The following is a 25,396-nucleotide window of genomic DNA, read 5'->3' on the forward strand; positions in this document are numbered from 1 at the left end:
GCTTAATTTCTTTGCGTTTTTTGTTTTTCTTTCCTTTTGGCGTTTGTTTAAACATAATTTCATAAAGGTACAGCGTATCTGTATTTAGAACATCATTGATCGTCCAATTGGGATAAATCCTCAATATCGATCTAACAACGTCTACCTGTAACTCATGATGATCGGACGAACTTATTTTCCGTCCTTTTTTCCTTTTGGGTCTTTCTTATCTGTTGGATCTGATTCTTCCACGTCTTTTTCGTAACCTAAGACACGGTACATAATGATTTCCATGATCAAATCTCTGTCCCATGCATCGATACCATCTAAAAGGACAGTTCCGGTTAAATCTTTATCATCAAACAAGCCGGCTACAAACTCAGCACGGAATTCAGTAAGCACTCTGGCTGGAGGAGCAACATCATTGCCTTCTTCATCCTTCTTGAAAAGTTTTGCTTCACCATCCGTGTAATCTAAAGCTTTTGAATACGGTACGTGGCTTTGTGTGAAGGTCTTTCTTGTTCCATTGATCATTAGATCCAATCTGATTTCTTTTCCAATTTCTGACATGTATAATTCCTCCTATTAATCAAAAAATAAAAAGGCTAGTCCGAAGACTAACCTTTGTCATATTACTGTCCACCACCACTTGGAGGAGTAACAGCACCACCAAGAACGGCAGTTTTTAGTTGAGCGACTGCGGCCGTCCCAAATGCACGTAAGACTTTAACAGTTTTATCATTTTCACCAATAGTAATTTTTCGAGAGATTGCGTTGTAAACATACTCGCCCGCTTCAGGTGTAAAATCTTCATCGTTTTTCGTAGCCAATGAAAAACCATCACGATTAAACGAACCTGCTACCATAGCAAAAGCAACTGGTTCACCATATAAATCTTCTGCTTCAGCGACTGCAGCCATATAAGGAGGATCCGTTTCATCACCAAAACCGTCAATACCTTCCGCCATTTTGATCAATCCTAAGATTTCTTGTTCAACTTCTACAGGCACATCCAGTAAACCAAAGTTTGCAGCTACTGATCCGGTACCTTTTTTGGACAAGTAATACTCAACGTTACCGGCAAATACTTTCACCGCTTCTTTGGATAGCCCTGTTAAGTCGAAGGCAGTAGGTCCACCTTCTTTTTGTTTACCTTCTAAAATGTGAATTTCCGCTGTTGTATCTGGTTCTAAAGCTGTAGTAAGTTTTCGAACCGATAATTTATCAAAGCCATAAGTTTCCATTTATAAATTCCTCCTAATAAAATAGACACCGATTAATAATCAGTGTCATGAATTTGTGTGTTTTTTCGATACCGCCTTGCATCAACAAAGCGTTTTGTTTCTGAGAAATACTCATCAAGTCCACCATTTAACTGAGCATATCCGAATTTCCACATCACAGCTTTCACTGCTTTAGCAATTTCTTTCGTCAAAATCCTAGATTGAGTTTCGACATTAATCTGATAACTGAATGTCTGTGACATCTCTTTATTGGCTGCATAGTAAGCACTAGTCGGCGGTCCAAGAGGTGTGTCGATAATAATAAAAGGTTTGGTCGAATCGAAGCTTTCAGGTACTTCATAGAATTTGATGTTCTTTGCAGTAACCTCTTTTGCAATCGTAGGATCAGCAGACAAAACACTATAGACTTCCATCATCATATCTTTCATCGTGCTAACTCCTCCATGTCTGATCGCAATTTTTGAAGTGCTGAACCCTCTGTTTTATCAACCACGCCTTGAAGTTTACCCATCCCTCTAGGGCTGACATATTTGCCAAATCGTGTATAGCCGAATTCACTTAGATGGACTAATCGCCATCGAGAACCCTGGCCCCAACCCACCTCAATTCGTTTGGGCGGTCCTTTCTTGACGCTAGAAACAATAACTGTATCGTGGGTTTCCCCTGTATCCATATATGTTGCCGCTGCCGCTTCGACATCCTGCTTCAATTCGTTACCGTAATTTTTAAGTGCTTTGTTGACTACACGAGTGGTTCTTGCTGGGCCGATTTTAGCTTCGATATTCTTTAGAATTTCGTCCATACCCTCAATTGAAAAACTCATGAAGTCACCCCCAAAATAATCTTGAGAAAGTCGTTGTTCTCCAAATCTGGTGCAAAATCTACAATATCCCATACATCATCTTTGTATCGAAAATCATCTAAGACTACTTTATGCGCATTGTCAGGCAAGTAGTCCGTATATGGGTCCCGTATCTTGATTGTGACAGCTTTCTTTGTCCCTTTGCCGCTAAGGATATCCCTATCCTTTGAAGAAGGGTTATACACCAAGCACGTGCACTTATACAACTTCTTCTTTTCCTGTTCACCAGGATCAGGACCGTCACTGTCTTGATATTCAAAAAAAGCAACTGGCGTGTTCAAATCACCGGCTACAATTTCAGGTCTTTCATATTTTGTTTTAATCGGCAACTTGATCACCTACCAAGTCTATTGAAGCATCCATAATCATAGTTTGAAAGTTATCGTAAAAGTATTCGAGCGCCTCGTTTCTTAAATAACGAGTGCGCTCATAAACTAGTTCTTTGCCCTTTTCGTAGATGAGCGGATCAAACTCTCCGATTATTGATTTGATATCGGCAAACCCACTTTCTAACTGCTTACCAATATCTTCATCTTCTGAGGAATGAAATATACGAAATCTAGCCTTGAATTCATCGATAAAACTCTGACTAATCATTCATCATCCCTCATTTCTTTGTATCATCTATCCGTTCAAGAAAAGAGTTATCAAGATTTTTTTCAACCTCGTTAGCTCTTTTCAAAGTCATTTCAATTATTTGGTTAATCTCGTAGATATCTTTCGTCTTGGTGTCCCGAAACTTCTTCAAAACTTTATATTTGGCCATAAGTATTCACTACCCTTCTGGTGTAGTTTCAGGTGTAAAATTTAAATCATAAACTTGAGCAGCATCGTTGTTCGTTGGGTAACCATTGCCAAGCATATCAATCGCGTAAAGAGTTGCGCGTTTCATAGCAAACGTTTCTTTGTAGACGTACACTTTTTCTGGGCGAGATTGTGTCGCTTCATATTCGCCGCCAACATATGCGATTAATTTATTTTCTGGTACATCAATAGATTCGATAATATGATCAACGTTGATGAAAGGCATATTTGATCCATACACGTTGTTAAGGTTGGCGAAAGTCACTGCAGCAATAATATCGTAGTAGTTGACTGGATTAACAATCAAATAGACATTCCCAGATACTTTTCGATATTCAGTAGTTCCAGCATCGTTTTTATCAATTTTATAAGTGTACTTAGACAATTTCTTCATTACGCCAGCTAGTTCGGAAACAATGGTATTTTTTGCAAATGTCAAAGTTCCGGCTGCTGCCTTATCAGGATATTCACCACCCGTTACTGCACCGTCTAGGTCTTTCAACAATCCAACAGGTTCATCGTTTCCTGTGCCAGTGATAACTTTTTCTGCCCAGATATCACGAACAGCTTCAGTTAAAGAGATGTTGATGAAACGATCAATCCAACGAGGTCCCAAATCGAGAGTATCGTTTGAAATCAAGAAGAAAGCAGTCAATGCAAGTTGAACAAATTCAGCTGCACCAAACTTAGCGTCCAATTGTCCTTCTAAATCTTTGTGTAGTGGCCCAAATACCGCAACACCTGATCGACGAGCGCGAATGACTTTCACACGTCCAACAGTAGGCGTGAAGTTGATGATGCCTAAAATCGGATGATCTTTTTGCAAGTTTTCGAAAACACGTTCCAAAATTGTTTCTGGCCAAACCAAGTCAGAATCAAACCCGCCAGTTTTAACTGCTTCGTTATAGAATTTAGTTTCTTCTGCAGTTAATGTTGGAATGCCGCGTGCTTCTAACACACGATTATCAGTAACATTTTTTAATTCGTCGTATTCAGCCTTGACTTGCTTGCCAGCATCTTCAGCGATAGCCGTCACATAAGCTTCTAAAGCATCGTTTACTTGTTCAGGTGTTGCATCTTCTTTTGCAGAAATAGCGTTAAAGATTTTCTTCGCATCTGCAGTTTTGTCTGTAATTTTTAACATAATTTATTCTCCTTTTCGCAATCGTGCGATTAATGATTTTTGTTTTGGTTTTTGTTCCACTTCATTTGTTACATGTTGGCTTAAATTAGACATAGCAACAGCCACGGCGTTTTGGATCATAGAAGCAATATCCTGCGGTTCTTCTTGAGGTTCGGCACGTTTTACAGAATCAGCAAATCCGAATTCGACTGCTTCGTCTGCCGTGAACCATTTTTCTTCATTCATCCATTCACGCAACTGATCAGCTGATTGACCGGTCTTATCAGAATAAATTGCCAGAATTGAATCATCGATGGTCTCCAAAGCATTCAGAGTTTTTTGGATATCCTGTTTGTTTCCCCAAGCGAATGTTGAAGCTTCGTGAATCATCAATGAAGTGCCAACATTCATGATCACTTCGTCAGCGCCAGCAATGATGAAAGTTGCGGCACTGGCTGCCAAACCAGTCACTTCGACAGTGACGTTTGACGGATGATCTTTCAGATAATTGTAAATTTCAATCCCTTCAAACACATCGCCGCCAGGACTATTCAGTTTGATCACGATATCATCTGTGACTGTATCCAGTGATTCACGGATATCTTTCGCATTAATAACATCATCATCACGCCAATATTTCTTTTGGACATTGCCACTCAAGGTGAGAATGTGCTTACCATTTTGAATCTCGTTGGTAAATTGAAAAGGTACTTTTTTAACTTTCGGCATTTTCGTTCTCACCTCCCTTCAATTTTTCATAGTTTTTAGTCATAATCAATTGCTGGCCTTCACCATTTGGCAACGGGTCGTAATCGGTCACTTCACGCACTTCATCACGCAAGAACGTTCCGGAAGAAACGATCTTATCAATTTGAGTAGCATTTTCTAGAATGCTGACAGGCAATACTTTAGAAACTTTAATTCGTTCACCATTTTGGTATTCTTTTTTTGTAATGATTTTGGCCATCAACTCGTCCTGAAGCTTCTTCATCAGTGGTGCGATACAAAGTTTACGAAAAGCATCTAGATTAGAATCAAGATCAGCTTTTTCACCATAAATAAGCGCCGTAGGAACTCCTATGGCGTTGGCTACATCATCGATCAACGATGTTTTCATTTTGTTCAGCTCATCAAGAGATTGATTCGAAACTCCTTGTTTGTTGGTGTATTCCTCATAATCAATGTTCTTCACCTTTGCCACGATCGCAACTGATTTTGTCTTAAAGGCTTGATAGATTTTATCGACATATTCTTGAAGTTTTTCTGTTCGAGTCTTGCCGTTTTCATCTTTCTTTTCGTTGGCAGTAGCAGTTGCATTGATAGACACCGATCCACGAATTTGATTATTTCGCATTGCAATTTCAATGATTCGCCCAAATAACTCGGAATAGTCCTCAAACAAGCCCTTTGTAAAACGATCAAGTTTATCATTGTTGTATTCAATGTAGATCACATCTGACATATTGAAGCTTTTTTGAAATACATAGTTCTTTACTGTTACGCCAGTGAACACATCATCATAAACGGCATATTCTGTACGAGAAAAATCATCAGCTATCAACAATTGGTTATCTTCAGTAAAAATGACCAGCACTTCGTTGTCGTCCATAAGTCGATAGAAAAACTTTTCCCAGAACGTTGCAGCAGACATATCATTGTTGGGTCGAACATTCAAAATGTATTCCCAATCAGCAGTACCATCTTTGTTTTTGAACTTTACTTCCAGTGTAGACATTGTCCTTGCGACAAAATCTAGCACTGTGTTCTTTGCCATAATTTTTAGATATGCTCGAGCGGATTCATCATCACCATAGACGAGATCAGGAATCCAGTCCGAAGGTTCTTCATTACGTATGGACTGCTTAAAGACATCAAATAAACTCACATATTTTCACCACCTTTCAATGTCAAAAACAATCATCTATTTCTTGCGAGTATGAGAATAAAACTCCCGTTCATAGGATGATTTTTTGATTACCCATTTATGATCTTTATAGATACGATATGGCGTATTAACAATTAAAATATCTGGTTCCGCTAATACTTCTCTGTATTTTCTAAACAGATTATTGCTCTTCAACAATTGTTTAGAATGATAAAGGATAGGTTCTGTTTGTTTTAAATCTCTTGGCGTAGGGCAGTGAATAGTCCATCCGTTCTTTCCGTAAGGATCGCTCGATTCGTAGTAAAATTCAACAAAGTATAATTTAGAAGTATCTTTACGATCAATCAAAGCCATCGCCTCTAAGTTAGTTATTTCTTCGTATACAATTGATTTCAAAAACTATCACCACCTTTCAATTGGATTAGATATATGGATCACCTTCACTTTCCGGCAAATCGCCTACCTGATTTATTTTGGATCTTTTCAGGTGGTTTCTTCTTGTAACCCAAAGGTGTTGTAGTTACTGTAGTGAAATAAACGGTGTTACCAGCCATTACGTTTTTTGTTTTTCGCTCAACGTTTAGATATTGCGGTTTATACATAATGATCACTCACTTTCTGCGTGAAACCCATTCAATCAATATTGCAATAAATAAAATAAACAAAAATATCGGTATCAGAATATACCAGTATTTAATAAAAAATTCTCTTTCGGTTAAATGAATCCAATCACTGAACATAACCTAGCCTCGCTTTCTAAAACTCAATTTCATCCAACATGTCAAATGCATCATCATAGTCGTAGTCAATGATTTCATCAGCACGCCATAGACAGTATTCAAAAGCCTTGAAGCCGTCTGTCTTACGACGAACCTCTTCTTTCTTCTTGTATGATTTATTCCCATCACCGTTAGTCTTAACTAGTACATTGTTTGTGTACCAGCGCATGAGAGGATTATCACCAAAGATAATGTGATTATTGGCAAATGCATCTTCAATCCTTGGCGCTAGTAAATTATCAGCAGCTGTTGGATTTCTAATCACTTCGATTTCAAATCCTTCCTCCAAAAACAATGGTCGCAATAAATCCATCCGGAAATTATCGGCTACTATTTTCGTTATGCCGTATTTCTCACGTTGCTCAACAAACCAGCCGACAACTGTTTTAGGATCGATTGTGGGACCATCTATGACCGTCAGCAATCCTTTTTCTTCCCATTCCCTTATCGGTGCAAATTTTTCTTTTGTAGTTTCAGAAGCTTTACGAGAATACCCGTAGTAAATGTCCACAAATTGCTTTCTAACGAACGAATGGGTCTTGAATACATAATCATCCCCATCACGAAACAAAAGCCCACAAGCGGCGAAATCACGCAGACTGGCATAGTCTAAACCACCAATGGCTTGTTTGCCGATTAGGTTTGTTGGGAATGGTCTGTTGGTTGCCAGAATCTCTTCACGACTAGCCACCGATCGTTCTAAGTCTGTGACAGGTAAATTCATACGTTTAGTCATGAACTCTTCTCGGTTGCTTGGATCGTCTTCCAAATCCTCGTATTCTTCCATAACAGTTTCGTAGAGATTGTCCGCATACTCAGATAGTGGCTGATGAAACATAGGGTTTGCTAATTCCCAGTTATCAGGATCATTGACCTGGTCTTCTGAATCAAGTTTGCAAATGAAAGGGAAAAGAGCATTGAAACGGACTGAACCGTTCAACACTCTTTTCGCTTTTTCTTTCATGTTGTCCAAGAATCCCTCACGAACATAACCATCAGTACCTACATAAAACTCCCTCGGGTTCGGACGTTTGCCAAGCCCACTGATATGAACTTTTACATCTTTGTTCGATTCGTATCGATGGATTTCATCAAAAGCTACTGCTCCATCACGTAATCCGTCTTTTGTATCGCCGTTGCTGGTACGAAATTTTATCTTGCTGCCAGTCTTTTTGCTGGTGATCACTGACTTGCCATATTCGAAGGCTTTTTGCAGTGTTTTGTTACGTTTGATTGTATTGTATATCTCTTCGAATGATGTTTTAGCTTGATCCTCACTATTAGCAACGATCGAAACATTGTAGTCCATGATGCCGTGCATTTCGGTTTGAAGGAAATTCAAAACGACTGATAGCAGACCGTTTTTACCTCCACCACGACCAAACATCCAAAGAAATTTACGATACACATTCCGGTCATTCTTCTTGAAATAAAAAAAGATGAATGCGATCAAGAACTTTTGAAATGGCTGCATTGGGAAAAACCATTTCTCACCATAAGCAATGCACTTATCAATCATCACATCATCGAAGTAAACATCATCACGACTAAGGACATCACGTTCGACATACTCAATTAAATCTTTCCGCTCTTTATTGAACTTTATTTCCCCTGATTTGAATTGCTCAATATAATAATCGACATGCTTTTGATGAATCATGTTAAATCACTCTCATCATAATCATCTTGATTGTCAGTAACTACTTTTCCGTTTAGATCATCCAGGTTAAGGTCTTTACCGAGCGCAATAATTGCACGAGAAATCGTAACTTTTTGAGCGATTGCTGGGTTAGTTTTAAGATACGTTTGAGTGCCATTGAAACCTTCGACAATCGGGCCGTATTGCTTAACAGCTTTATCCATTTTTCGATAAAGCCTAACTAAATCAAGGTATCTCTCAACTTTTTCAAGTTCCATCTGATCGTTAACGTCAATTTGTCTCAGCAACTGTTTCTTTAAATCTGACATCTTCAAAGGCTCTCACCCCCCTAGCAAAAAATTTTTAGTCATAAATTTGGACAGTTGACCCCATCCACCGGTTCCCAATTTTGGGATTTGACCCCAAAATAATTCGACCGGGGGTATGTTAGTCCCCACTTTCGTTTGATTTTCTATTCATTTTTGGGATTCGGTTCTTTAGGTAAATTATCAGTATACTCAATGTCAATCGATAGTACATTGCATACAAGCTCATCAGACCGCAACAAGTTCCAAGTATCTTCGACTCGTCCATCAACCAGTGATATACTTCCCTCGGTTACTGCTGATCTTAACCCATGCAACTTACCAATAGCTTTGTCAATTAAATTCTGATCAAGTTCTTTCTTGTTTGCTATTGTATCTTTACTCATTGATTCATTACCTCCCCAGTGATTCTATTAATAGATAATACTTTCTGTTTAGGATCATCTTTGGTCATATAAACAAATGTGATTACATTAGTTCCTTCACCCCATGCGCAGCTTGTTACATAGTGATTTGTCATAGATACAACCCCAACCTCTTGGCCTTTGATGTAAAGCTTAGGTACTTTCCCATTCAAATCGAAGCTAACGTCTTCTCTGGTTAATGGTTTACCTAACATAGCTTGATTGAGTGCCTGTTCCCATTCCTCGCATCCCTTCGAAGAAAAGTTAACAGTCACATTGCCGCCTTCAACGAATTGCTTAGTGAAGTTTTCGTAAACTACATCTACGATTTTGTACTTAAGCAATGCTGACTTAAGACCTAGTCCATCCGCTGCCAATTTATCAACCAATAGTTTTTTACCATCAATACCATCAGCATTAGAGGTTGTTACTATTGCTTCGGGATATAGTTTTTTAATTCTAGTCAATAAAGATTTATTTCTTGGACCGACAACAATAGTGTACCTTCCGTCTTCAACGTATTCCTTTAGTGTATTATAAGATGTCAAATTCATCATCCCACTTTCTCTTCTTTGGTTGGCCACGATAGTTCATTCGATCGTGTCGCTTGTTGTGACAGTCCTTGCATAGTGTTCTTAGATTGTCAGGATCAAATGCCAGCTCTGGATTTGTTTCCAACTCTTTGATGTGATCGACTTCCAGTATCGAATCATACTGTGTTGTCAGTCTGCCTTCAGCTTTACACCACAAGCATTCATAGTGATCTCGTTCGAGTATTGATTGCCTTAGGTTGCGCCACTTGGTCGATCCATAAAACCTAGCACGATCCGCCTTGGTTTTGACAACAGGTATCATTGCTCTTTGGCTAACTGTTCAACATAAACATTTACCAAGGCTCGTTGCACTTGCAAGATTCCGTCTACTCCAAGCTGTGTTACATCGAGGTTCATATGTTCTTTTATAAACGTTGCGTTAACAGGTGCCTCAAGCGATCGCTTCATCATGTAATAGTTTAGTGCTGCAAGTTCATCTACCTTCAGCCCGTACGCCGTGATTACTTTCCAGAACAGATCAGCAATAGCATCCATATCCTTCTCTTCTCGTAACTGAGTTAGCATCTTGATGAAGTCGTCTTGCTTTTCTGGAACAAATTTCTTTTTGTGATCCTGTGGTTTCTTCATTTCTATCGCTCCTTTTGGGCATAATAAAAACACCTAAGGTTAGTCAGGTGTTTGAAATTTATCGATTTTTAAATCAGCATATTTATCTATATTGCTCTTGTAATAATCTATAAACGAATTAATCTTATTTTTATAATTGATTTTTTCATCATCTTCAATTCTAACAGTGAGTGAAGGATCCTCGAATTCATAAGAATTAAAAAGTACGTCAATTTTTTTTAGCAACATATTGGTACATACGACTACCCTTAGAAAGTAAAATTGATTATTTGATGATAAGTAAGTTAATTCCTTTTCTTTAAGATATTCAAGTTTCTTTATATTTAAATGAACTTCATTCAAAGCTTTTTCTCTCATAGTTGAATATCTGTCTCTTATACACATCTAGATGTGTATAAGAGACAGACATGCCTTAGGTTGCGCCACTTGGTCGATCCATAAAACCTAGCACGATCCGCCTTGGTTTTGACAACAGGTATCATTGCTCTTTGGCTAACTGTTCAACATAAACATTTACCAAGGCTCGTTGCACTTGCAAGATTCCGTCTACTCCAAGCTGTGTTACATCGAGGTTCATATGTTCTTTTATAAACGTTGCGTTAACAGGTGCCTCAAGCGATCGCTTCATCATGTAATAGTTTAGTGCTGCAAGTTCATCTACCTTCAGCCCGTACGCCGTGATTACTTTCCAGAACAGATCAGCAATAGCATCCATATCCTTCTCTTCTCGTAACTGAGTTAGCATCTTGATGAAGTCGTCTTGCTTTTCTGGAACAAATTTCTTTTTGTGATCCTGTGGTTTCTTCATTTCTATCGCTCCTTTTGGGCATAATAAAAACACCTAAGGTTAGTCAGGTGTTTGAAATTTATCGATTTTTAAATCAGCATATTTATCTATATTGCTCTTGTAATAATCTATAAACGAATTAATCTTATTTTTATAATTGATTTTTTCATCATCTTCAATTCTAACAGTGAGTGAAGGATCCTCGAATTCATAAGAATTAAAAAGTACGTCAATTTTTTTTAGCAACATATTGGTACATACGACTACCCTTAGAAAGTAAAATTGATTATTTGATGATAAGTAAGTTAATTCCTTTTCTTTAAGATATTCAAGTTTCTTTATATTTAAATGAACTTCATTCAAAGCTTTTTCTCTCATAGTTGAATATGTTTCATTATCAAAATTTAACTTTAATATAGGTTCAACATATTCGTTGTATATCATTAATCTAAATTTTTTTCTTGCGCATTTATCATCAATACGATTCTTTAAATAAACGATAAACGGAATAAATATACTTGAGATAACCCCTGCTGCAAAGCTTAAAAAATTTAAGTCCATTTTGACACTCTCCTCTTATTAGATACAATTATCATACCTAACAATGGGGGAAAAGTGAATAACAAAAAGACAGCACTAGCGAATTTCGAAACAAGGGGTTTCACCTCTTCCAAAAAAATTGTGCTGTCTTTCTATTCCTGTCAAAGAAGTTTCGCGATAAGGAGATTGCCTCCTTTCGGTATTTGGATTAGTGTGAGTAGCCCAAACCGACGCTCTCCGTTTCTTCTACGCTATTACTATAACTCGTTTAAATCAAGAAATATACACAGTGATTGAGGTCGCATTTTGTGACAATGTCAAAACAAGCTTAGTTGATCTTGGTCTGCTGAATAGTAGTCCATTTCTTCTTGCTTCTTCAAGCGTTCCTCTCGTCTTGATTCATATTCATCAACGAATGAAAGTGTCTTACGAATCTCTGTATGTCTCTTGCGGATGTACGACACGCTGTAACCTGTTTCATCTGCTATGTCATATACGTCCATGTCCTCAATGTATTTCAATTTGACGATTTTATTATCAGTGCCGCTGAATGAGTCAATCAGTTCCAATAGTTCTGCTTTCTCACATTCTAGGACTGATATCTCTCTTTCGATTATTTCTATGCTCTCTTCAAGTGATGATGATCTTGAGTTCTTTTCTAGGCGTACGTTTGCTAAGTCGCCATTGACCCATCGATCTAATTCCAATTTACTCTTGTTAAGATTCCATTTCATGAAGAGAATTTGTTCTTCTAAATCTTGATAGTTTTTAAGCCATTGAAACCTCACAAACGCCACCCCTTTTATGGTAAAATAATCTTGTCGTAGGTCACTTACTCAAAAGGTAGTGGCTTTTTTTATTTGTCAAAATGAGCCGCATATCCATTTGCTTCATCCATAATTAAACTTTTTAGGTCATTCCCCAGCACTTTCCTGTTGGCCGTGCCGTTTGCTTTGGCTTTTTCCTGAAGCCGCCGCTTCTTCTTTTTCACTTTTGATTTAGTCTTTCCCAATATACTTATCCTCACTTTCATCTATTGATTTGCCTATAATGACTCCTATGAATACAACAGCCACAAATCCTATGAACATAAACATTGCTACTGTCATAATCACCCTCCACTTTCAATTGCTTCACGCACAATTGGATCACGATAAAGCATTTTGTATTTTAGTTGCTCATGCTGCAGCTTTTGTTCTAGTTTAATAATCTGCTGTTGCTGGTCCACAATTGTATAGGATAGCCAACTTAGGCCAACGATTGTCAGCAGTATTGATACAATAGCCAGTACCGTATAATGATTAACTTTCATTGGCTGGCTCCAATAGTTCACAGACGACCGTTTCTACTTTGTTGCTAACTCTGGCGCTGATCATATTCCACAATAATTCGCTAGACGATTTCGTGCGCCTTGACCATGTTCCGAAACTTCCAGAAGTGTCAAATGCTACAATCAATCCTGTTCTAGCTTTATTCGGAACTAACACTTTTACACCATTGGGTAGTAAACCTTTTTGGTATAATTCCTCTGCCAAGCTTCTCTCACATACCAGATAGTTTTCATCACCCAGAAATGTTTTTCCATGCCCCGAATTGAAATCAGCCATACAAGATTTTACTTCGTAGAAGCTGAACGTACCTTTGTCAATGGCTGCCGCGTTCATTCCGTTTTGCATGATATTAAACGGCTTGAATCCCACAAAATCTATTCTTGCTTTACCAAAATCTAATTCAACTTCTTCTGCCCAAAAGGTACAGTTATTAGTCAATTTCTTACGCACAAGATCACTAAGACTTCTAGTGACATCATTTCTGCTCATCTTATCCCTCCTGTTACTTTATCGCTGACGATTGCGGAATTAATCACTACCCCAAACTATCCATGCTCTTTGTTGAGTTTCTTCAATGCCTAGCTCTATTACTTCTGTTGGATCTTCTCTAGGAAACGACTCGCTTTCGTACCCCATCTCTTCATCAATTACTTGTAAAGCAGTTGATAAATCTTTTGCTATACAAGCGATTTGCCCACTGGACCAACTTTGTAAGACGCCATCTCCGTACCAAATAAATAGTTTCATCACTCTTCCCCCTGTTCCAATCGCTTGCCACACATCGGACAGTAATTGATTGGCAGCGAAGACTGTTGTGTCTGCAGCATTCCGCCCGCATATTCACGATAATTCTCCACAAAAACCAAACTACTACCATCTATTGCCACACTTCTGCCCCGACTATCATATACAGTTGCTTGTTTCTGTTCATCGTTACAAAGGCTACAGCTTTTCATCACTCTGCCTCCTGTTCCAAAGCCCAATTAACATAAGCGCTCATAACCACTAAATCCTGTTTTCCATCCATCGATCGATAAGCTTGCTCAACATCAGTAGGTAGCTCTGCGCCAAAGTGTTGCCATCCGAAAGCTGAAAAAGTCACAATCGGAGCATTGTCAGCTTTTACGGCTATCCCTTTCAACCACTCCAACACAATCTGCTGATTCTGGTTGAGTTGCTGTTGTAAAGTCTCAACAATAGAATCTGCTAAATCACCAACATTTTCTTCTGTCCATTCCTCAAAATCCTCTATATCAACAGTTCCCACTGTAAATCCTGATTTGTCTCTTGTTAATTCATAAGTATAAGTATCATCAAGACCAAGATGTTTGCTTATCACTCCTACTATTTTTTCTTTTAAACTACTCACATTGATCCCTCCTGTTCCTGTGCCCATTTTTTAAATGCATCCAATACTTCAAATAAATCATTATTTTGAATCTTTCCAAATTCATCTTCCACTAAAAAATTATAAATCGCCCATTCCGCTGAATTATTATGACATCTGTAGTTAGCCCTAAGATCATGTAGCATTTTCAATTGTCTTTTGTCGAGCTGCGGTTGACTGCCGTATTCTCGGATGTGCCTAATAGCATTTTTTAGATAAACTCTTTCGGTATTTCGATCTTTATTCCCAATCAACACTCGACCGATTTCTTCAATCGCTGCATCTAATAATTCGTTCACATTCATTCCTCGCTTTCTGCTATCCCATTATTTTTTAAAAAATCCTCAATCAAGACTGCGTTTCTGCTTTTCCAATTTATTTCTGTAATATCCAAGTTTCTGATTATCTGGCAAGGACGAGCCTTTGGATCGTCTTCGTTGACGTAGCCCCATGCCTCTAAATCCATGTACCTTTTAGGCTTCAAGGAAAAAAGAACCAACCACTCACCCTCTAAATCACGGACAACATATCGAAAGCCGCGATCAAAATACTTTTTCAATTCTTTCAAAGTATCCATCCGATTTTTCAGTCGTACATATTCTTTAACCATATCTTTCCACTCCAATTGAGTTCCTCGCTTTCTTTCTGCTATTTCGTCGGATAGCTGACTTGTTTGTTAAAAATAAGCCAGTGTGTTTGTGATCGCTTATTGCCAAATAATGGACTAAATGGTTCTATAGCTTTAAGAACTTCTTTTAGCTTTACCTGGTTCTCATTCCACTTGAAAATGACAGTCCCATTAGGTTTAATAACTCTCATACATTCAGCCATACCGCGCTTGATATCGTCTGGCCAGTTATCTTTATCAAGCTGGCCATATTGACCTTTCATAATTGATTTTTGCCCTGCCCATTTCAAATGTGGCGGATCAAAAACAACCAAATCATACGTACAATCTGCAAAAGGCATATCCCTAAAATCAGCGACAACGTCAGGCTTAACATTTACTTTTTTACCGTAAATTTCGTATTCTTCTTCTCTAATATCCATGTAAGTAGCAAAGTTGCATTCTTTATCAAACCAGAACAATCGGCTACCACAACATGCATCTAAAATTTTCATGCTAATCCTCCAGCTTCACAATCTCACGCCGTCTCTTCTTAAGTTTGCTCATTCTCGCAATACCAGTCGGCGTGCTATACCACAAAACAGTGTCAATCTTGATTCCTAGCCGTTTTGCCACTTGTTGCGGTGTTCCTTCGAAAACGAATTGATCTCGCTCATATACTCCGTAAATCGCCAATTGGCTTCGCTCCTTTTTAAATCAATACTTCGAACAAGCTTTCAAATATCCCAACTGGAATACTATTCCCAGCCTGTTTGTATAACGCTGTTTTTCCATTTACTTTGCTCGCTTTTTCGTAGTCTTGCACATCGTACCCTTGCAGTAGCCAGCATTCTTTTGGTGTTAGCAGCCTAAATTTTCCATCTCCAATATCAACTATGCCTGAATTCGGGCATCTTAATTGTTTAGTAGTAATTGTCCAGGCGTATTCATCTATCTTTTTCAGTCGTCCGCCAAAACCTGTTGAATCGTTGTTTATTTTGGCTAGCATGCTTGGCTGATTGATCGTGTACTCACTTGATACTTCGTTTTCCAAAAACTCGTGTATTGATTTCATCTGTTGCCTTTTCAGTACGTTAAAATTAAACGGTTCGCCTAAAATCGATATAGTAAATACTCGTTGACGAAACTGCGGTAAGCCAAACTCTCTTGCATCCAACACTTCAAAGTTATTTGAATATCCAAGCTTCTCCATTTCATCCAGATACTGATTAAAATTCTTACGCATGTGTTTGTGTAGCACACCTTTGACATTCTCCCAAATCACAATCCTTGGCTTCCAAATTCCCATTTGTTTGATAATGTTCAGCGTCTCCCACATTAAACTCGAGCGTGTGCCACTACCTTTATCAGCACCTAATTTTTGCCCAGCAATAGATATATCCTGGCAAGGTGATCCGTGAATCAAAATATCTGGTTTGAGATTCCAATTGATTACTGATTGAGTTTTAAAAGGCAGTTCATTTGCAAAAATAGCGTTGTAGCTATCAACTGCCTTCTGATCAATCTCCACATAATCAATAGATTTGGTCGGTATTCCTAAGTTTCTTAACGCAATTCGAGGGCTGCCAATGCCACCGAACAATTCTAAAATTTGAAGCACTAGCTTCACTCCTCATTTGGTTATTTCTTCCGATTACTGACTCAATCTACCTTTTCGAACAAAACTGAGTAATCATCTATTTTCAGGCATTTGGCTATTTCCTCAACTGTCCTTAATTGGATCCCTGCTCTTTTCTTTAAAGCATTTTCGTGCGATTGCCTGAGCGGAAGATTTTTATTTTTCATATGCCATTCAACGTTGGTCCAAAATATCTCTATGATGTCCATTCTTGAGATCCCTCGTTTCCTTTCTGATTGGTATGCCATTCTTGTTGCAGATCGGGCAGCTATTAGCTACTGCCCGACCATATTTATCTTCTTTCCAAACAATTCTTTCGCCTTTACATCGATAACATTTCATCAAAACACCTTCTTGAGTTGCTTAGACTTCAGTAAGTGCAGATACAACAATCCAATGTCAATTGGATCTTCATTCATGATTTGAGCAACTTCGCTGGGCTTAAATCCTTTTAAGAACAAATCTTTTGCCTGGTTGATCACGCCAACGCTCCAATAGAATTTAGCATCTTCCAAGATGATTATTTTGCCGTCATCGAAGGTCAATAAGGATCATCCTCCCCATCATCTTCCGGCGGCTCGTTTCCATAAGGATCTGATTGTCCTAATAAATCACCGTCAGCTTCTTCGTCAATTCCGGAAATGTCTTCATTGTCATCTGATTCGACTTCTGAGAGGTTTTCGTTTATTTCTGGCTCATTATGCAACTCATCCGAAACATCCTCGCTATCTTCTTCTGATTCACCAGAATCGTCAGTTTCAGGCTCACTTTCAATAAAGATTACTTCATTCCGCTTTTTGTCCCAAGCTGCAGCATAAGGCGCATAATATTCACGTGCTTTTTCAAGTTCATTTAAAACGGTGATTGCTGACATTTCATAATCTTCCGCTACTTCTTCAACTGGTTCGCCGTCATCTAGACGGATAAGAACGCTTCTTGGATTAATGTGACCCGGGAATTCTAAAGACTTCGCAGCGCGAATGAATTCATCAACGATATCTTTTGTGACTTCAAACGGACGGTTTTCAATATCGATATTTCCTTGATCGTCAACTTCTAGCTGCGTTTGCTCTTTTTGTACAAAATCAATCGTACCGTCATTGTTCACAACATATTCTTGTGTAGGTGCGTTCGTACTTTTATCAAAAGGAATTGAATACCGGTAATATTCAGGAACGATTGTGATATTTACTGTTTTCCCTGAGAATGCTCGTAAAGCGTCATATTTCCCGTTTAAAGATCCATTTTTCACTTCAAGAGTAATTTTGGTTAGATCTTCACTTGCGATATTGATTGATTTGATTGTTGGTCGAAATTCTACTGTCATTTATTTTTCCTCCTAATAGTTAGTTGCATCTTTCCAATGATAATTAAAGTTTCTGGTTATAAACGGTTGCTTATCATTCAAAGGTTTGGTTACGCCTTGAGTGATCACTTTGAAATCATTTCTGCGAATAACCACCGCCTCTACCGGATGGCCATATCTGATAGCGAAAAGTCTGAAACGTAATTTGTTTGATTGATCAATTCCGTACATCCCATGACTATTTTTCACATCGATCACATGCAACCAGCTACCATCATAATTTTTGATAATGAAGTCTGGGGAATAAGCAATCTGAGAAATCTTTCCTCCGCCCCCTGGTAATTCGGTTAATTCCGTGAGCTTAAATCTCGGATGCACCTCATATGGAAAACCAGAATTCTTAACAAATCTTTGATAAAACTGTGCTTCTTTTTCTGAATCGAAGACATATCCATCCATATGAACCTTATTTCCACGTTTATTTAATGCTGTAGGACCAGCCATTGGATCACTCCTTTTTTGTTTTGTTCAGGTACGCTGCTAGCTTGGCATCTATTTCAGCTTGGCGTTCTGGGGATATTTGAGCTTCTTGTACTTCCCCTTGAGCCCAGTCCGGAAGTTTTTCTTCTCGTACTATTTTTTTGTTCGCTGGCTGCCTATTCATCTGGGCATTCATTTTGTCAAAGTTTCTTCTCAAGCTTGAAGCTGAAAGAACAACCCCTTTCCAAAATTCATCTTGTGTAGCCCATACGATCATGTCTTGAACTTCTTTACCAGCTCTTTTATCCGATTCGATTGTTAAACGAATAGTGTTGGCCCAGTTATCTAAGTCAGGTTCTTTGATGTTTTGATTTTGAGAAATCTTTCTGAACAATAAGACTGCCAATTTTTTATTTGGGTCGTCGTCTGGATAAATCCGTTTTTTGGATTTCTTCGACACGATATTATTATTCTTATCATTCTTATCATTCTTATCATTCTTGTTTGTGGACAATTGCTGGACAGGTGCTGGACGACCGCTGGACAACTGCTGGTCACTCGATTGATATTCATCCCAATTTTTTATTGATATAACACTGTATTTAGGGGTTGAAGTGATGGACAACATTTCCTCGTTCTCGAATTTTTTCATCCATCTCCATAACGTACGGCTGACAATGACCTGGTCACTCGGAGCACCTAAGTTGTATTCTTTTCCCAGTGCGTCGCGCCCTGTGACGAATTGACCGCTGGACAACGACACTTCATGCCCATTGAATAAAAACCTTCTTCCTTCATGACTAGCTTTCATTAAACAAAGCAACCAAAGTTTTAACATGCTAGGGTTAGCCCATACGAATGAACTAGTCACTTTTCGATAAAGCTTGATATAACCTAGGTTCATTCGTTATCACCACCTAAGCTATATAAACAGGAACGCCAACAAGCATTTGCGTGTCCTCTTTGAATTTTTGTTCGTGGCTGTTGCTATCAGATAAATGCAGTAACCACACTTCTTGCAGCCGATCACTTTTGTTTGTTTTGATGAAATCAAGTGTTCGATCAAAATCGAAATGACTTTCAAGTAGCCGTTCTTTTCGCTTAATATCAAAGCCACGATTCATTTTCTGATCAACGATTTCTTTAGAGTAATTGGCTTCGATCATCATATGGGTAACATTAGGAAAGCGATACTTCACGTAATAGGAATCCGTGACAAAAACCAATCTATCTCCAGCTGTGTTATCAATTAGAAAGCCACACGGTTCAGCAACATCATGCTTCGTCTCAAAAGGTGTTACGTACCATGTACCAATTTTTTGTGTTTCTTTGTATAAAAGTGGGTTAAATCGATAAGAATCGTATTGTTTTAGCCTAAGTTTTTCATCGGCGAACATTGCTTGCGTTGTTCCCTCCGTGGCAAAGATTGAAACACTGGTCTCATCGATTAATTTCTTCACATACTTGCAGTGATCTCGATGCTCGTGTGTGATGAGTGCTCCTACTACTTTTGAAAAATCATGTCCCATTTGTTGTTGAACATTAGTAAATGGGACACCGCACTCAATAATTAGTTGGGAATGTCCATCATCAATTAGATAGCCATTCCCTTTACTGCCAGAACCAAACACTTTAATGGAAATCAATACGGGTCATCCTCTCCGAGATCAAAAGTTTCTTGATCTACTTCTGTAAATACCCCTTCTTGAATCTCACCATCTTCAGTCACGTTTTGTGGACGTTTTTCAGGCTCGATTGGCTTAGGATCAAAAACTTCTGAATTTGCATTCTTATCGATTTCATCGACTATTTCAGCTTCCTTACGGTTCATTTGCCGCGTTTGGTAATCATCTTCAGCAGATTCAATAATCGACTCGATATAAGCATTAGAAAAATCCTTAGGTATTTTCTTAACAATTCTGTTTCTCATTTTTCGTACGATCATTGATTCTCTACTTTGAGGTTCTTTCCATGCTGGGCTTATTTTGCCTATCTCTTGCATCTCGCTATTATCAAGAATTTCATCAAGAGTATGCACCTCGGAAAATTCTTTGATTTTTTCTTTCTTTTCAGTTTTTTTGTTGTCCCACATTAAGTTGTTATACATATGAGCCAATAAATTTGCTTTAACATCCTCACGCTCTGCTATAAAAAACTCTACTTGGCCATCGATATACTCGATTGGATAAACAACGCGGATTACCTTACCTTTTCCTTTTGGCGTCCAACTCGGAGGCGTCACTGCCAAGCCAGCATATCCTGGATAAGTGAATTCATCATGTTCTCGTACTTCCCAATGACGATGGACAGTTTTTACATTCCTACCAAAGCGAGAAAGTATAGCATCATTTCCATCACCCTCAATGCCCATTTCGATGATTTGAATTTCCGTTCCATTTTTATTTTTTTGTTTTCTTTTGATGAAATACACTTCACGCGGAGTAGCAGTTGCATTCAACTGTAAAGCCGCCACGTGCATTAATGTCTGTGTCAAATTACTTTGATCAACATCTCCGACACTGATGCCTTCTTTGACAAGCATTTCGTTGATTGATGAAATCGAATTGATTACACAAGTGCGTTGATATTCAGTCATGTGAATACCATTGCCATGTAACTGGCTTTCGATTTGCGGCATATACGTGTCATTTATTTTTGCTAACTGTGATTTATACACCTTTGATGGTAAGTTTTGATTTGTCATTTTTTATTCTCCTATCTGGCTTTCATTTTTTTGCATATTTTTTTCGCCCCAAATCATGCGATAATCATCAAAACTTGTACGAACATAGATATAGTATCTTCGTTCCATCATGTAAGATAGATTTAAAGAATCGAGTCTTGCTTCGACTTCATCATAAATATTCTCTGTGGATTCAAAAGTACCAATCAGCGCTTTTTCATTGTTTACCTTTGCGTATACAATAACTTCGTTCATTCCGATACCTCGACTTTCAGATTTTTATTTTTCGTTACACGCAACTCAATCATTTGCGAATTGATTGGATGTAGATCATTTACTGATTCGGTATTATCCACGAACACTGGAACGCTCAACCCGAATTCTTTGCTCAAAGTATTGATGATATCCAAATCGCAATTGATTCTGGCACCAGTGTTAAGACTTGTTCCGTATTCAATACCGTTATAGGTAGCCTCACAGACTTCTTCAAGACCGCCGTTTTTCAAAATGTTGAACAGTTTGAATTTGACCAATTCGAATTTGCTGTTGATTGACTCCTCAAGGCATTTCACTTTATTGCGCGTGAAATCATCCAACAAGAACAAATATCGTTCCACATCTTGATTCTGTGCCTTCAGCTTACTGTCTTCTTGCTTGAGTTCATCTATACGATCTTCGTAATCTGACAAGCTAGCCAGTCGTTGGAATTTTGCTTGTGCTTCGGCAATCAACACCCTTTTTTGACGAATCTGTTCTTTTAGTTCTTGTTCTTCTGCTGCAGTATCAGAAGTCGCATTCAGTATTTTTTGTTGAGTGATATTAATTTCATCTTGAATCTTTTTAAACTGAGCAGTATCTTCGAATTTCTTTGTAGAACCTTCGATGAAAATTAACTCAGCATTGATTTTGTTTAGTGTGTCTTCTGCTGCAGATAAGCTTTTTTCTAAACGAACACTTTCTTTTTCGTGATCAGCAATTGTGGCTTTGAAAGAAAGTAATTTTTCTTTCGCAGCTTTTCCTTCAGCGATATTATTTTCCATGTCAGTTGCTTTTTGCTGGTTAAATCTGGAAATCATTTCCTCGATTTGATCGGCAGGTAGTTCTTGAGAACATGTAGGGCATACCTTTTGATGCTCATCAAAAGCAGTTTCTTTTAAAGTGCGGTACTTATTTCGATGCTCAGTTAGAAAGTTTTCTAATTCATAAAACTGCTTGATCACCTTGTCTTTTTTGTTTTCTTCTTCGTCCCTTAGCGATCGAATCTCGTTTACGATTCGCTGTTGCTTGTTTAGGTCGTCTTGCAGCGATCTTGTCTCCATGTTTGTGCTAGATAGATAAGCGGATTGGGCTTCAGCTAACTTCACTTTAAGACTTGACAATTCTTGTTGAAAATCGAGTGATGCGCTGCCTGCTGCAAAGCTATTTAATTTATTCTGTAGATTAGATACATCTGCTTCATATTCAAAAACTTGTTCCTGGATCTCTTCCGGTGATAGATCGCCAATATCAGATTTAGCTTTCGCAAACATATCAGTGACTTCTTGAATTCGTGCTGGCAGTCCATCAATTTGCCGCTTCAATTCTTTTTTCTGAGAGGCAAGGATCTTGCGGTAGTCATCAATTGAATGGTCCTTTATGATCTTTTCAATTCCTTTCAACCCTGGATCCTTAGCAATGATTTCTTCATCAGTCAAACCTGTCATGTTAACAAGAATCTCACGGCGATCTTTCCAGTTCATCTTCATGAAGAAAGTAGAATCGAAAAGCATCTGAAGAATATTTTCAGCACTAATTTTTTCAAAATATGCTTTCCATTCTTTTTCCATGGTCGGAACACCGTCAATCATGTATTTAGTTGTGTCGCTACCTCGCACCTTTTCAAGTTGTCCCCGCGGTGTGTTCCATTTTTCTTCTTGGACCCGTTTTAAAATGGCCGTAGTTCCATCGATGACAATTTCTGCTTCAACAGTCGGTTCTAACCCTAGTTTTTCCTTATTGTTTCCGTCCAAAGGTTTAGGATTTAATTTTGCTCCTCGAGTATCTTTACCGAAAAGCAGCCAAAGTAAGGCATCGGCCAATGTTGTTTTTCCTGATCCATTCTGACCACTTACCATGGCATTTTTGCCTAACGGTTCAAACTCAAAAGAATCTAAGCCTTTGAAGTGTTTAAGTGATAAACTATTTAATGTGATTTTTTTCATACAAGATCACCTCGGAAGAATGCTGCGAGTTTTTCGGAGATATCATTAGAATCTATCTGTTTATCTTCTTCTGCAATTTTTAGTTCATCTTCCTGTAATTGGGATAACTTAGATTTACATTCTCGGCAGTCGCAAAGTTTCAAATTTTCTTCCCATTGGGCAAGCTGATTAAAGATAGACATTTCAATCTGAGTATTCGATCCTACTTGAGATAATGATGCTAGCCCTTTATCGTTAAATGCACATAGTGATAAAGTGACGTTATTCGCGCGGCATTCCAGTGCTAATGCAGTGATTAAGTTTGTAATTTTTTCATTCATGGTGTTATAATCTCCTTGACATTCATATTTTTGCTTACATCAGTTGCAGCTGTTGTAAGCATTTTTTTATATTCATTTTCAGTTCTGCAGATGGCGACCAACTCTCAGCTAATTCAACAGCTTCTTCAAACCGCAATCGAGGTATTTCTTCATAACTTGCCACATCAAAGTAATTCTTTATTGATCTCCAGTTCTCAGCAATCGCAACTTTGTAAAAAGGTTTATATGCCTCTGATTTTTTTCCTCCTACTGCTTTCATAGCATTTCTTTTCACTACATCTGACAATTGTTTCTTTTGTATTCTGGTCAAATCAATTTCTTTCTTTAGATCTGTAACATCTTCTTCAAGGCGTTCTAATTTTTCTTCGTGTTCTAGCAAAGCTTTTAATTGAACTTTTGTACTTGACAGATGAGTCACTTCTTTTTGAATATGCTTTTCCATTTGATTGAATCGATCAATGTATGCTATTGCGAAATGTATACCTTTCTGGCCTGTCATCCTGGTGCCGTATAACTCGCAACCTATTTTTGTTATCAGGTAACAAGGACGATATTCTTTTTTTGCATCCAGATATTCGCTGTGAATGAAATAATCCGCTACATTAATCACATCCTTTGAGGTCGGTAATGTTTTAAGTAATTCAACGGGTTGTAATTTTGCGCTTGTTAGATAACTAATTAAATTTCTGATATCCCTCAAAACTTCTTTGTGATTTCTTCCAACCATTTTGGCAACTTCTCGGCTATCAATAGCGTTCTCTAATTCCATTTCTTATACCCCTTTCCTCAACCGCCTTTTATAAGCTATCTCGTCATACTTGATTAACCACCACATAACCGATACAGGTAAAATAAATACTGCCCAATCAGGTAACTGACGATTGTTACCAACCCAAACACCGAAGAAAAATATGGTGATCAAGAATGCTGATCGTCTTAATCCTTTCATTTGCTCAACCCCATTTCTTTCACTCGTATAATTCGGTTGGCATACAGTAGTTCCTGGTACCTTTGCAGTTCACGCAGCAATTGATCTCGTTGGTGATCGGTTAGGCAGACTTTCTTGTCGTTTAGTTCGTCATGTAGTGATCTGATTTTATCTTTTGCTAGGTCGTGGATGGTCAATTCTTGTTGTATGGTGTATGTCATGCTGTAACACCGCCTAGCACCTCGTGAGGCGATAATTTATTGATTAGATACTTGTTAGTATCTTTCCACTTTAAGAACCATAAGAATGTTTGGTAATGAACGAACGTGGTTGAAGGCCCCGGGCGAAGCAAGCCTTCTGCGAATTCAGGAATTTCGTCCATCTCCTTGCAGTATTGCAACAAAGTCGATTTTGACATTCCATGAAATCTCTCTAGGATAAGTCCTTGCCGATACCAATCGTCTGGATTTGTTTCTTTTTCAGCAGATATGATCAATTCTTTTAAAGTCGGCTTTTTCAATTTGATTCCCCCTTTACAATTCATACATTGCGATGATCGAATCAATAATTTTGTTTGCTTCCGCAGAAGTCCGTTTGCCGCTTAGAATCAAAGACAAGTAACTTTTATCGATATTGAATCTGTTCGCAAGCATTGTGTAAGTTAAAAAATTAGAACTCTCAACATATCGTTTGATTTTTTCCCTGTCTTTTTGTGTAATTTCTGCAATGTCTGCCATATCTAAATCTCCTTTCACATATTTCGTAAACAAATTTAACAACTTATATATAAACTTGTTGACTGTTTTAACACCTAATGTTAAAATTAGTCCATAGTTAAATAAGACATAAAACAATTGATTTTAAAGCTTTCTTGGCGGTTGGCGTTTAATCATCAATGGTGTTTTTTGTTGTCCGTGTAGTCGTTAAACTTGTTTACAAGAATTATATTAACACCTTATGT

44 protein-coding genes are annotated in these 25,396 nt (G+C 38.1%); all 44 read right to left on the minus strand.

Features of this window, described 5'->3' with window-relative positions; genetic code table 11:
• Nucleotides 1-171: 171 nt before the first annotated feature.
• The 44 genes from gpG to A5886_RS10970 all read right to left on the minus strand — a co-directional run bounded on the left by gpG (nucleotide 172) and on the right by A5886_RS10970 (nucleotide 25,172).
• On the minus strand, nucleotides 172-549 hold the full coding sequence (gene gpG, locus A5886_RS10755; protein WP_086275140.1) for a phage tail assembly chaperone G: 378 nt from the start codon (nucleotides 547-549) through the stop codon (nucleotides 172-174).
• A 62-nt stretch (nucleotides 550-611) separates the two neighbouring features.
• Nucleotides 612-1,223, minus strand: a complete 612-nt coding sequence (locus tag A5886_RS10760) for a phage tail protein (RefSeq protein WP_010749279.1) — start codon at nucleotides 1,221-1,223, stop codon at nucleotides 612-614.
• A gap of 32 nt (nucleotides 1,224-1,255) precedes the next feature.
• Nucleotides 1,256-1,651, minus strand: a complete 396-nt coding sequence (locus A5886_RS10765; protein ID WP_086275141.1) for a hypothetical protein — start codon at nucleotides 1,649-1,651, stop codon at nucleotides 1,256-1,258.
• The gene (locus A5886_RS10770) at nucleotides 1,648-2,046 is read right to left on the minus strand and encodes an HK97 gp10 family phage protein (RefSeq protein ID WP_086275142.1); all 399 of its coding nucleotides are present in this window, start codon (nucleotides 2,044-2,046) and stop codon (nucleotides 1,648-1,650) included. The genes A5886_RS10765 and A5886_RS10770 overlap by 4 nt, the downstream gene beginning before the upstream one ends.
• Nucleotides 2,043-2,423 carry a phage head-tail adapter protein gene (locus A5886_RS10775; RefSeq protein ID WP_086275143.1) on the minus strand — a complete coding sequence of 127 codons (381 nt, stop codon included), beginning with the start codon at nucleotides 2,421-2,423 and terminating at the stop codon, nucleotides 2,043-2,045. Before A5886_RS10775 ends, A5886_RS10770 begins: the two co-directional genes overlap by 4 nt.
• Nucleotides 2,404-2,682, minus strand: coding sequence for a hypothetical protein (locus tag A5886_RS10780; RefSeq protein ID WP_086275144.1), 279 nt, complete (start codon nucleotides 2,680-2,682; stop codon nucleotides 2,404-2,406). The genes A5886_RS10775 and A5886_RS10780 overlap by 20 nt, the downstream gene beginning before the upstream one ends.
• A gap of 178 nt (nucleotides 2,683-2,860) precedes the next feature.
• Nucleotides 2,861-4,033 carry a phage major capsid protein gene (locus A5886_RS10785; RefSeq protein ID WP_086275145.1) on the minus strand — a complete coding sequence of 391 codons (1,173 nt, stop codon included), beginning with the start codon at nucleotides 4,031-4,033 and terminating at the stop codon, nucleotides 2,861-2,863.
• Nucleotides 4,034-4,036: 3 nt separating this feature from the next.
• A complete protein-coding gene (locus A5886_RS10790) occupies nucleotides 4,037-4,741 on the minus strand; it encodes a head maturation protease, ClpP-related (RefSeq protein ID WP_086275146.1) in 705 nt (234 codons plus the stop codon).
• Complete coding sequence (locus A5886_RS10795) at nucleotides 4,728-5,897, minus strand: phage portal protein (RefSeq protein WP_086275147.1); 1,170 nt, start codon at nucleotides 5,895-5,897, stop codon at nucleotides 4,728-4,730. Before A5886_RS10795 ends, A5886_RS10790 begins: the two co-directional genes overlap by 14 nt.
• 36 nt (nucleotides 5,898-5,933) lie before the next feature.
• Nucleotides 5,934-6,293 carry a hypothetical protein gene (locus A5886_RS10800; RefSeq protein ID WP_086275148.1) on the minus strand — a complete coding sequence of 120 codons (360 nt, stop codon included), beginning with the start codon at nucleotides 6,291-6,293 and terminating at the stop codon, nucleotides 5,934-5,936.
• Between the two features lie 360 nt (nucleotides 6,294-6,653).
• Nucleotides 6,654-8,336 (minus strand): terminase TerL endonuclease subunit, encoded by a 1,683-nt coding sequence (locus A5886_RS10805; protein WP_086275149.1) that lies wholly within the window; start codon nucleotides 8,334-8,336, stop codon nucleotides 6,654-6,656.
• Entirely contained in the window at nucleotides 8,333-8,644 is a 312-nt protein-coding gene (locus tag A5886_RS10810; RefSeq protein ID WP_010736761.1) for a P27 family phage terminase small subunit, read from the minus strand. Before A5886_RS10810 ends, A5886_RS10805 begins: the two co-directional genes overlap by 4 nt.
• Nucleotides 8,645-8,787: 143 nt before the next feature.
• Complete coding sequence (locus A5886_RS10815; RefSeq protein WP_086275150.1) at nucleotides 8,788-9,027, minus strand: hypothetical protein; 240 nt, start codon at nucleotides 9,025-9,027, stop codon at nucleotides 8,788-8,790.
• Entirely contained in the window at nucleotides 9,024-9,602 is a 579-nt protein-coding gene (locus tag A5886_RS15880) for a hypothetical protein (protein WP_256926206.1), read from the minus strand. The genes A5886_RS10815 and A5886_RS15880 overlap by 4 nt, the downstream gene beginning before the upstream one ends.
• A complete protein-coding gene (locus A5886_RS10825) occupies nucleotides 9,580-9,900 on the minus strand; it encodes an HNH endonuclease (protein ID WP_086275151.1) in 321 nt (106 codons plus the stop codon). The genes A5886_RS15880 and A5886_RS10825 overlap by 23 nt, the downstream gene beginning before the upstream one ends.
• Complete coding sequence (locus A5886_RS10830) at nucleotides 9,897-10,226, minus strand: hypothetical protein (RefSeq protein WP_086275152.1); 330 nt, start codon at nucleotides 10,224-10,226, stop codon at nucleotides 9,897-9,899. The genes A5886_RS10825 and A5886_RS10830 overlap by 4 nt, the downstream gene beginning before the upstream one ends.
• Nucleotides 10,227-10,265: 39 nt before the next feature.
• Nucleotides 10,266-10,583, minus strand: coding sequence for a hypothetical protein (locus A5886_RS10835; protein ID WP_086275153.1), 318 nt, complete (start codon nucleotides 10,581-10,583; stop codon nucleotides 10,266-10,268).
• Between the two features lie 121 nt (nucleotides 10,584-10,704).
• Nucleotides 10,705-11,034: a hypothetical protein gene (locus A5886_RS10840; protein ID WP_086275152.1), complete on the minus strand. Its 330-nt coding sequence runs from the start codon at nucleotides 11,032-11,034 to the stop codon at nucleotides 10,705-10,707.
• A 39-nt stretch (nucleotides 11,035-11,073) separates the two neighbouring features.
• Nucleotides 11,074-11,574, minus strand: coding sequence for a hypothetical protein (locus A5886_RS10845; RefSeq protein ID WP_086275154.1), 501 nt, complete (start codon nucleotides 11,572-11,574; stop codon nucleotides 11,074-11,076).
• A gap of 296 nt (nucleotides 11,575-11,870) precedes the next feature.
• On the minus strand, nucleotides 11,871-12,341 hold the full coding sequence (locus A5886_RS10850) for a hypothetical protein (protein ID WP_086275155.1): 471 nt from the start codon (nucleotides 12,339-12,341) through the stop codon (nucleotides 11,871-11,873).
• A gap of 68 nt (nucleotides 12,342-12,409) precedes the next feature.
• Nucleotides 12,410-12,565, minus strand: coding sequence for a hypothetical protein (locus tag A5886_RS15885; RefSeq protein WP_179190028.1), 156 nt, complete (start codon nucleotides 12,563-12,565; stop codon nucleotides 12,410-12,412).
• A 99-nt stretch (nucleotides 12,566-12,664) separates the two neighbouring features.
• A complete protein-coding gene (locus tag A5886_RS10855) occupies nucleotides 12,665-12,865 on the minus strand; it encodes a hypothetical protein (RefSeq protein WP_086275156.1) in 201 nt (66 codons plus the stop codon).
• Complete coding sequence (locus A5886_RS10860) at nucleotides 12,855-13,373, minus strand: hypothetical protein (RefSeq protein WP_086275157.1); 519 nt, start codon at nucleotides 13,371-13,373, stop codon at nucleotides 12,855-12,857. The genes A5886_RS10855 and A5886_RS10860 overlap by 11 nt, the downstream gene beginning before the upstream one ends.
• Before the next feature lie 39 nt (nucleotides 13,374-13,412).
• The gene (locus A5886_RS10865; protein WP_086275158.1) at nucleotides 13,413-13,631 is read right to left on the minus strand and encodes a hypothetical protein; all 219 of its coding nucleotides are present in this window, start codon (nucleotides 13,629-13,631) and stop codon (nucleotides 13,413-13,415) included.
• Nucleotides 13,631-13,840 (minus strand): hypothetical protein, encoded by a 210-nt coding sequence (locus A5886_RS10870; RefSeq protein WP_086275159.1) that lies wholly within the window; start codon nucleotides 13,838-13,840, stop codon nucleotides 13,631-13,633. The genes A5886_RS10865 and A5886_RS10870 overlap by 1 nt, the downstream gene beginning before the upstream one ends.
• Nucleotides 13,840-14,253 carry a hypothetical protein gene (locus tag A5886_RS10875; protein ID WP_086275160.1) on the minus strand — a complete coding sequence of 138 codons (414 nt, stop codon included), beginning with the start codon at nucleotides 14,251-14,253 and terminating at the stop codon, nucleotides 13,840-13,842. Before A5886_RS10875 ends, A5886_RS10870 begins: the two co-directional genes overlap by 1 nt.
• Nucleotides 14,250-14,570: a hypothetical protein gene (locus tag A5886_RS10880; protein ID WP_143353787.1), complete on the minus strand. Its 321-nt coding sequence runs from the start codon at nucleotides 14,568-14,570 to the stop codon at nucleotides 14,250-14,252. The genes A5886_RS10875 and A5886_RS10880 overlap by 4 nt, the downstream gene beginning before the upstream one ends.
• Nucleotides 14,571-14,572: 2 nt before the next feature.
• A complete protein-coding gene (locus A5886_RS10885; protein ID WP_143353788.1) occupies nucleotides 14,573-14,896 on the minus strand; it encodes a hypothetical protein in 324 nt (107 codons plus the stop codon).
• A 23-nt stretch (nucleotides 14,897-14,919) separates the two neighbouring features.
• The gene (locus tag A5886_RS10890) at nucleotides 14,920-15,393 is read right to left on the minus strand and encodes a class I SAM-dependent methyltransferase (RefSeq protein WP_086275163.1); all 474 of its coding nucleotides are present in this window, start codon (nucleotides 15,391-15,393) and stop codon (nucleotides 14,920-14,922) included.
• 1 nt (nucleotide 15,394) lies between these two features.
• A complete protein-coding gene (locus A5886_RS10895) occupies nucleotides 15,395-15,574 on the minus strand; it encodes a hypothetical protein (RefSeq protein ID WP_086275164.1) in 180 nt (59 codons plus the stop codon).
• 16 nt (nucleotides 15,575-15,590) lie between these two features.
• On the minus strand, nucleotides 15,591-16,499 hold the full coding sequence (locus tag A5886_RS10900; protein WP_086275165.1) for a DNA cytosine methyltransferase: 909 nt from the start codon (nucleotides 16,497-16,499) through the stop codon (nucleotides 15,591-15,593).
• A 359-nt stretch (nucleotides 16,500-16,858) separates the two neighbouring features.
• Entirely contained in the window at nucleotides 16,859-17,062 is a 204-nt protein-coding gene (locus tag A5886_RS10910; RefSeq protein WP_086275167.1) for a hypothetical protein, read from the minus strand.
• Nucleotides 17,059-17,844 (minus strand): hypothetical protein, encoded by a 786-nt coding sequence (locus A5886_RS10915; RefSeq protein ID WP_179190029.1) that lies wholly within the window; start codon nucleotides 17,842-17,844, stop codon nucleotides 17,059-17,061. Before A5886_RS10915 ends, A5886_RS10910 begins: the two co-directional genes overlap by 4 nt.
• Nucleotides 17,845-17,856: 12 nt before the next feature.
• A complete protein-coding gene (locus A5886_RS10920) occupies nucleotides 17,857-18,327 on the minus strand; it encodes a DUF1064 domain-containing protein (RefSeq protein WP_086275168.1) in 471 nt (156 codons plus the stop codon).
• Nucleotides 18,328-18,331: 4 nt separating this feature from the next.
• Nucleotides 18,332-19,207 carry a phage replication protein O gene (locus A5886_RS10925; protein WP_086275169.1) on the minus strand — a complete coding sequence of 292 codons (876 nt, stop codon included), beginning with the start codon at nucleotides 19,205-19,207 and terminating at the stop codon, nucleotides 18,332-18,334.
• Nucleotides 19,208-19,220: 13 nt separating this feature from the next.
• Complete coding sequence (locus tag A5886_RS10930; RefSeq protein ID WP_086275170.1) at nucleotides 19,221-19,949, minus strand: MBL fold metallo-hydrolase; 729 nt, start codon at nucleotides 19,947-19,949, stop codon at nucleotides 19,221-19,223.
• Nucleotides 19,946-21,007, minus strand: coding sequence for a recombinase RecT (locus A5886_RS10935; RefSeq protein ID WP_086275171.1), 1,062 nt, complete (start codon nucleotides 21,005-21,007; stop codon nucleotides 19,946-19,948). The genes A5886_RS10930 and A5886_RS10935 overlap by 4 nt, the downstream gene beginning before the upstream one ends.
• A gap of 3 nt (nucleotides 21,008-21,010) precedes the next feature.
• On the minus strand, nucleotides 21,011-21,241 hold the full coding sequence (locus A5886_RS10940) for a hypothetical protein (protein ID WP_086275172.1): 231 nt from the start codon (nucleotides 21,239-21,241) through the stop codon (nucleotides 21,011-21,013).
• Nucleotides 21,238-23,187, minus strand: a complete 1,950-nt coding sequence (locus A5886_RS10945; RefSeq protein WP_086275173.1) for an AAA family ATPase — start codon at nucleotides 23,185-23,187, stop codon at nucleotides 21,238-21,240. The genes A5886_RS10940 and A5886_RS10945 overlap by 4 nt, the downstream gene beginning before the upstream one ends.
• Nucleotides 23,184-23,507 (minus strand): hypothetical protein, encoded by a 324-nt coding sequence (locus A5886_RS10950; protein WP_086275174.1) that lies wholly within the window; start codon nucleotides 23,505-23,507, stop codon nucleotides 23,184-23,186. The genes A5886_RS10945 and A5886_RS10950 overlap by 4 nt, the downstream gene beginning before the upstream one ends.
• 34 nt (nucleotides 23,508-23,541) lie before the next feature.
• Nucleotides 23,542-24,276 (minus strand): Rha family transcriptional regulator, encoded by a 735-nt coding sequence (locus A5886_RS10955; protein WP_086275175.1) that lies wholly within the window; start codon nucleotides 24,274-24,276, stop codon nucleotides 23,542-23,544.
• Between the two features lie 176 nt (nucleotides 24,277-24,452).
• Entirely contained in the window at nucleotides 24,453-24,656 is a 204-nt protein-coding gene (locus A5886_RS10960; protein WP_086275176.1) for a hypothetical protein, read from the minus strand.
• Entirely contained in the window at nucleotides 24,653-24,955 is a 303-nt protein-coding gene (locus A5886_RS10965; RefSeq protein ID WP_086275177.1) for a hypothetical protein, read from the minus strand. The genes A5886_RS10960 and A5886_RS10965 overlap by 4 nt, the downstream gene beginning before the upstream one ends.
• A 13-nt stretch (nucleotides 24,956-24,968) precedes the next feature.
• Nucleotides 24,969-25,172 carry a hypothetical protein gene (locus tag A5886_RS10970; RefSeq protein ID WP_086275178.1) on the minus strand — a complete coding sequence of 68 codons (204 nt, stop codon included), beginning with the start codon at nucleotides 25,170-25,172 and terminating at the stop codon, nucleotides 24,969-24,971.
• Nucleotides 25,173-25,396 lie beyond the last annotated feature (224 nt).

This window comes from Candidatus Enterococcus testudinis (assembly GCF_002140915.1).
Taxonomy (GTDB): Bacteria; Bacillota; Bacilli; order Lactobacillales; family Enterococcaceae; genus Enterococcus_D; species Enterococcus_D testudinis.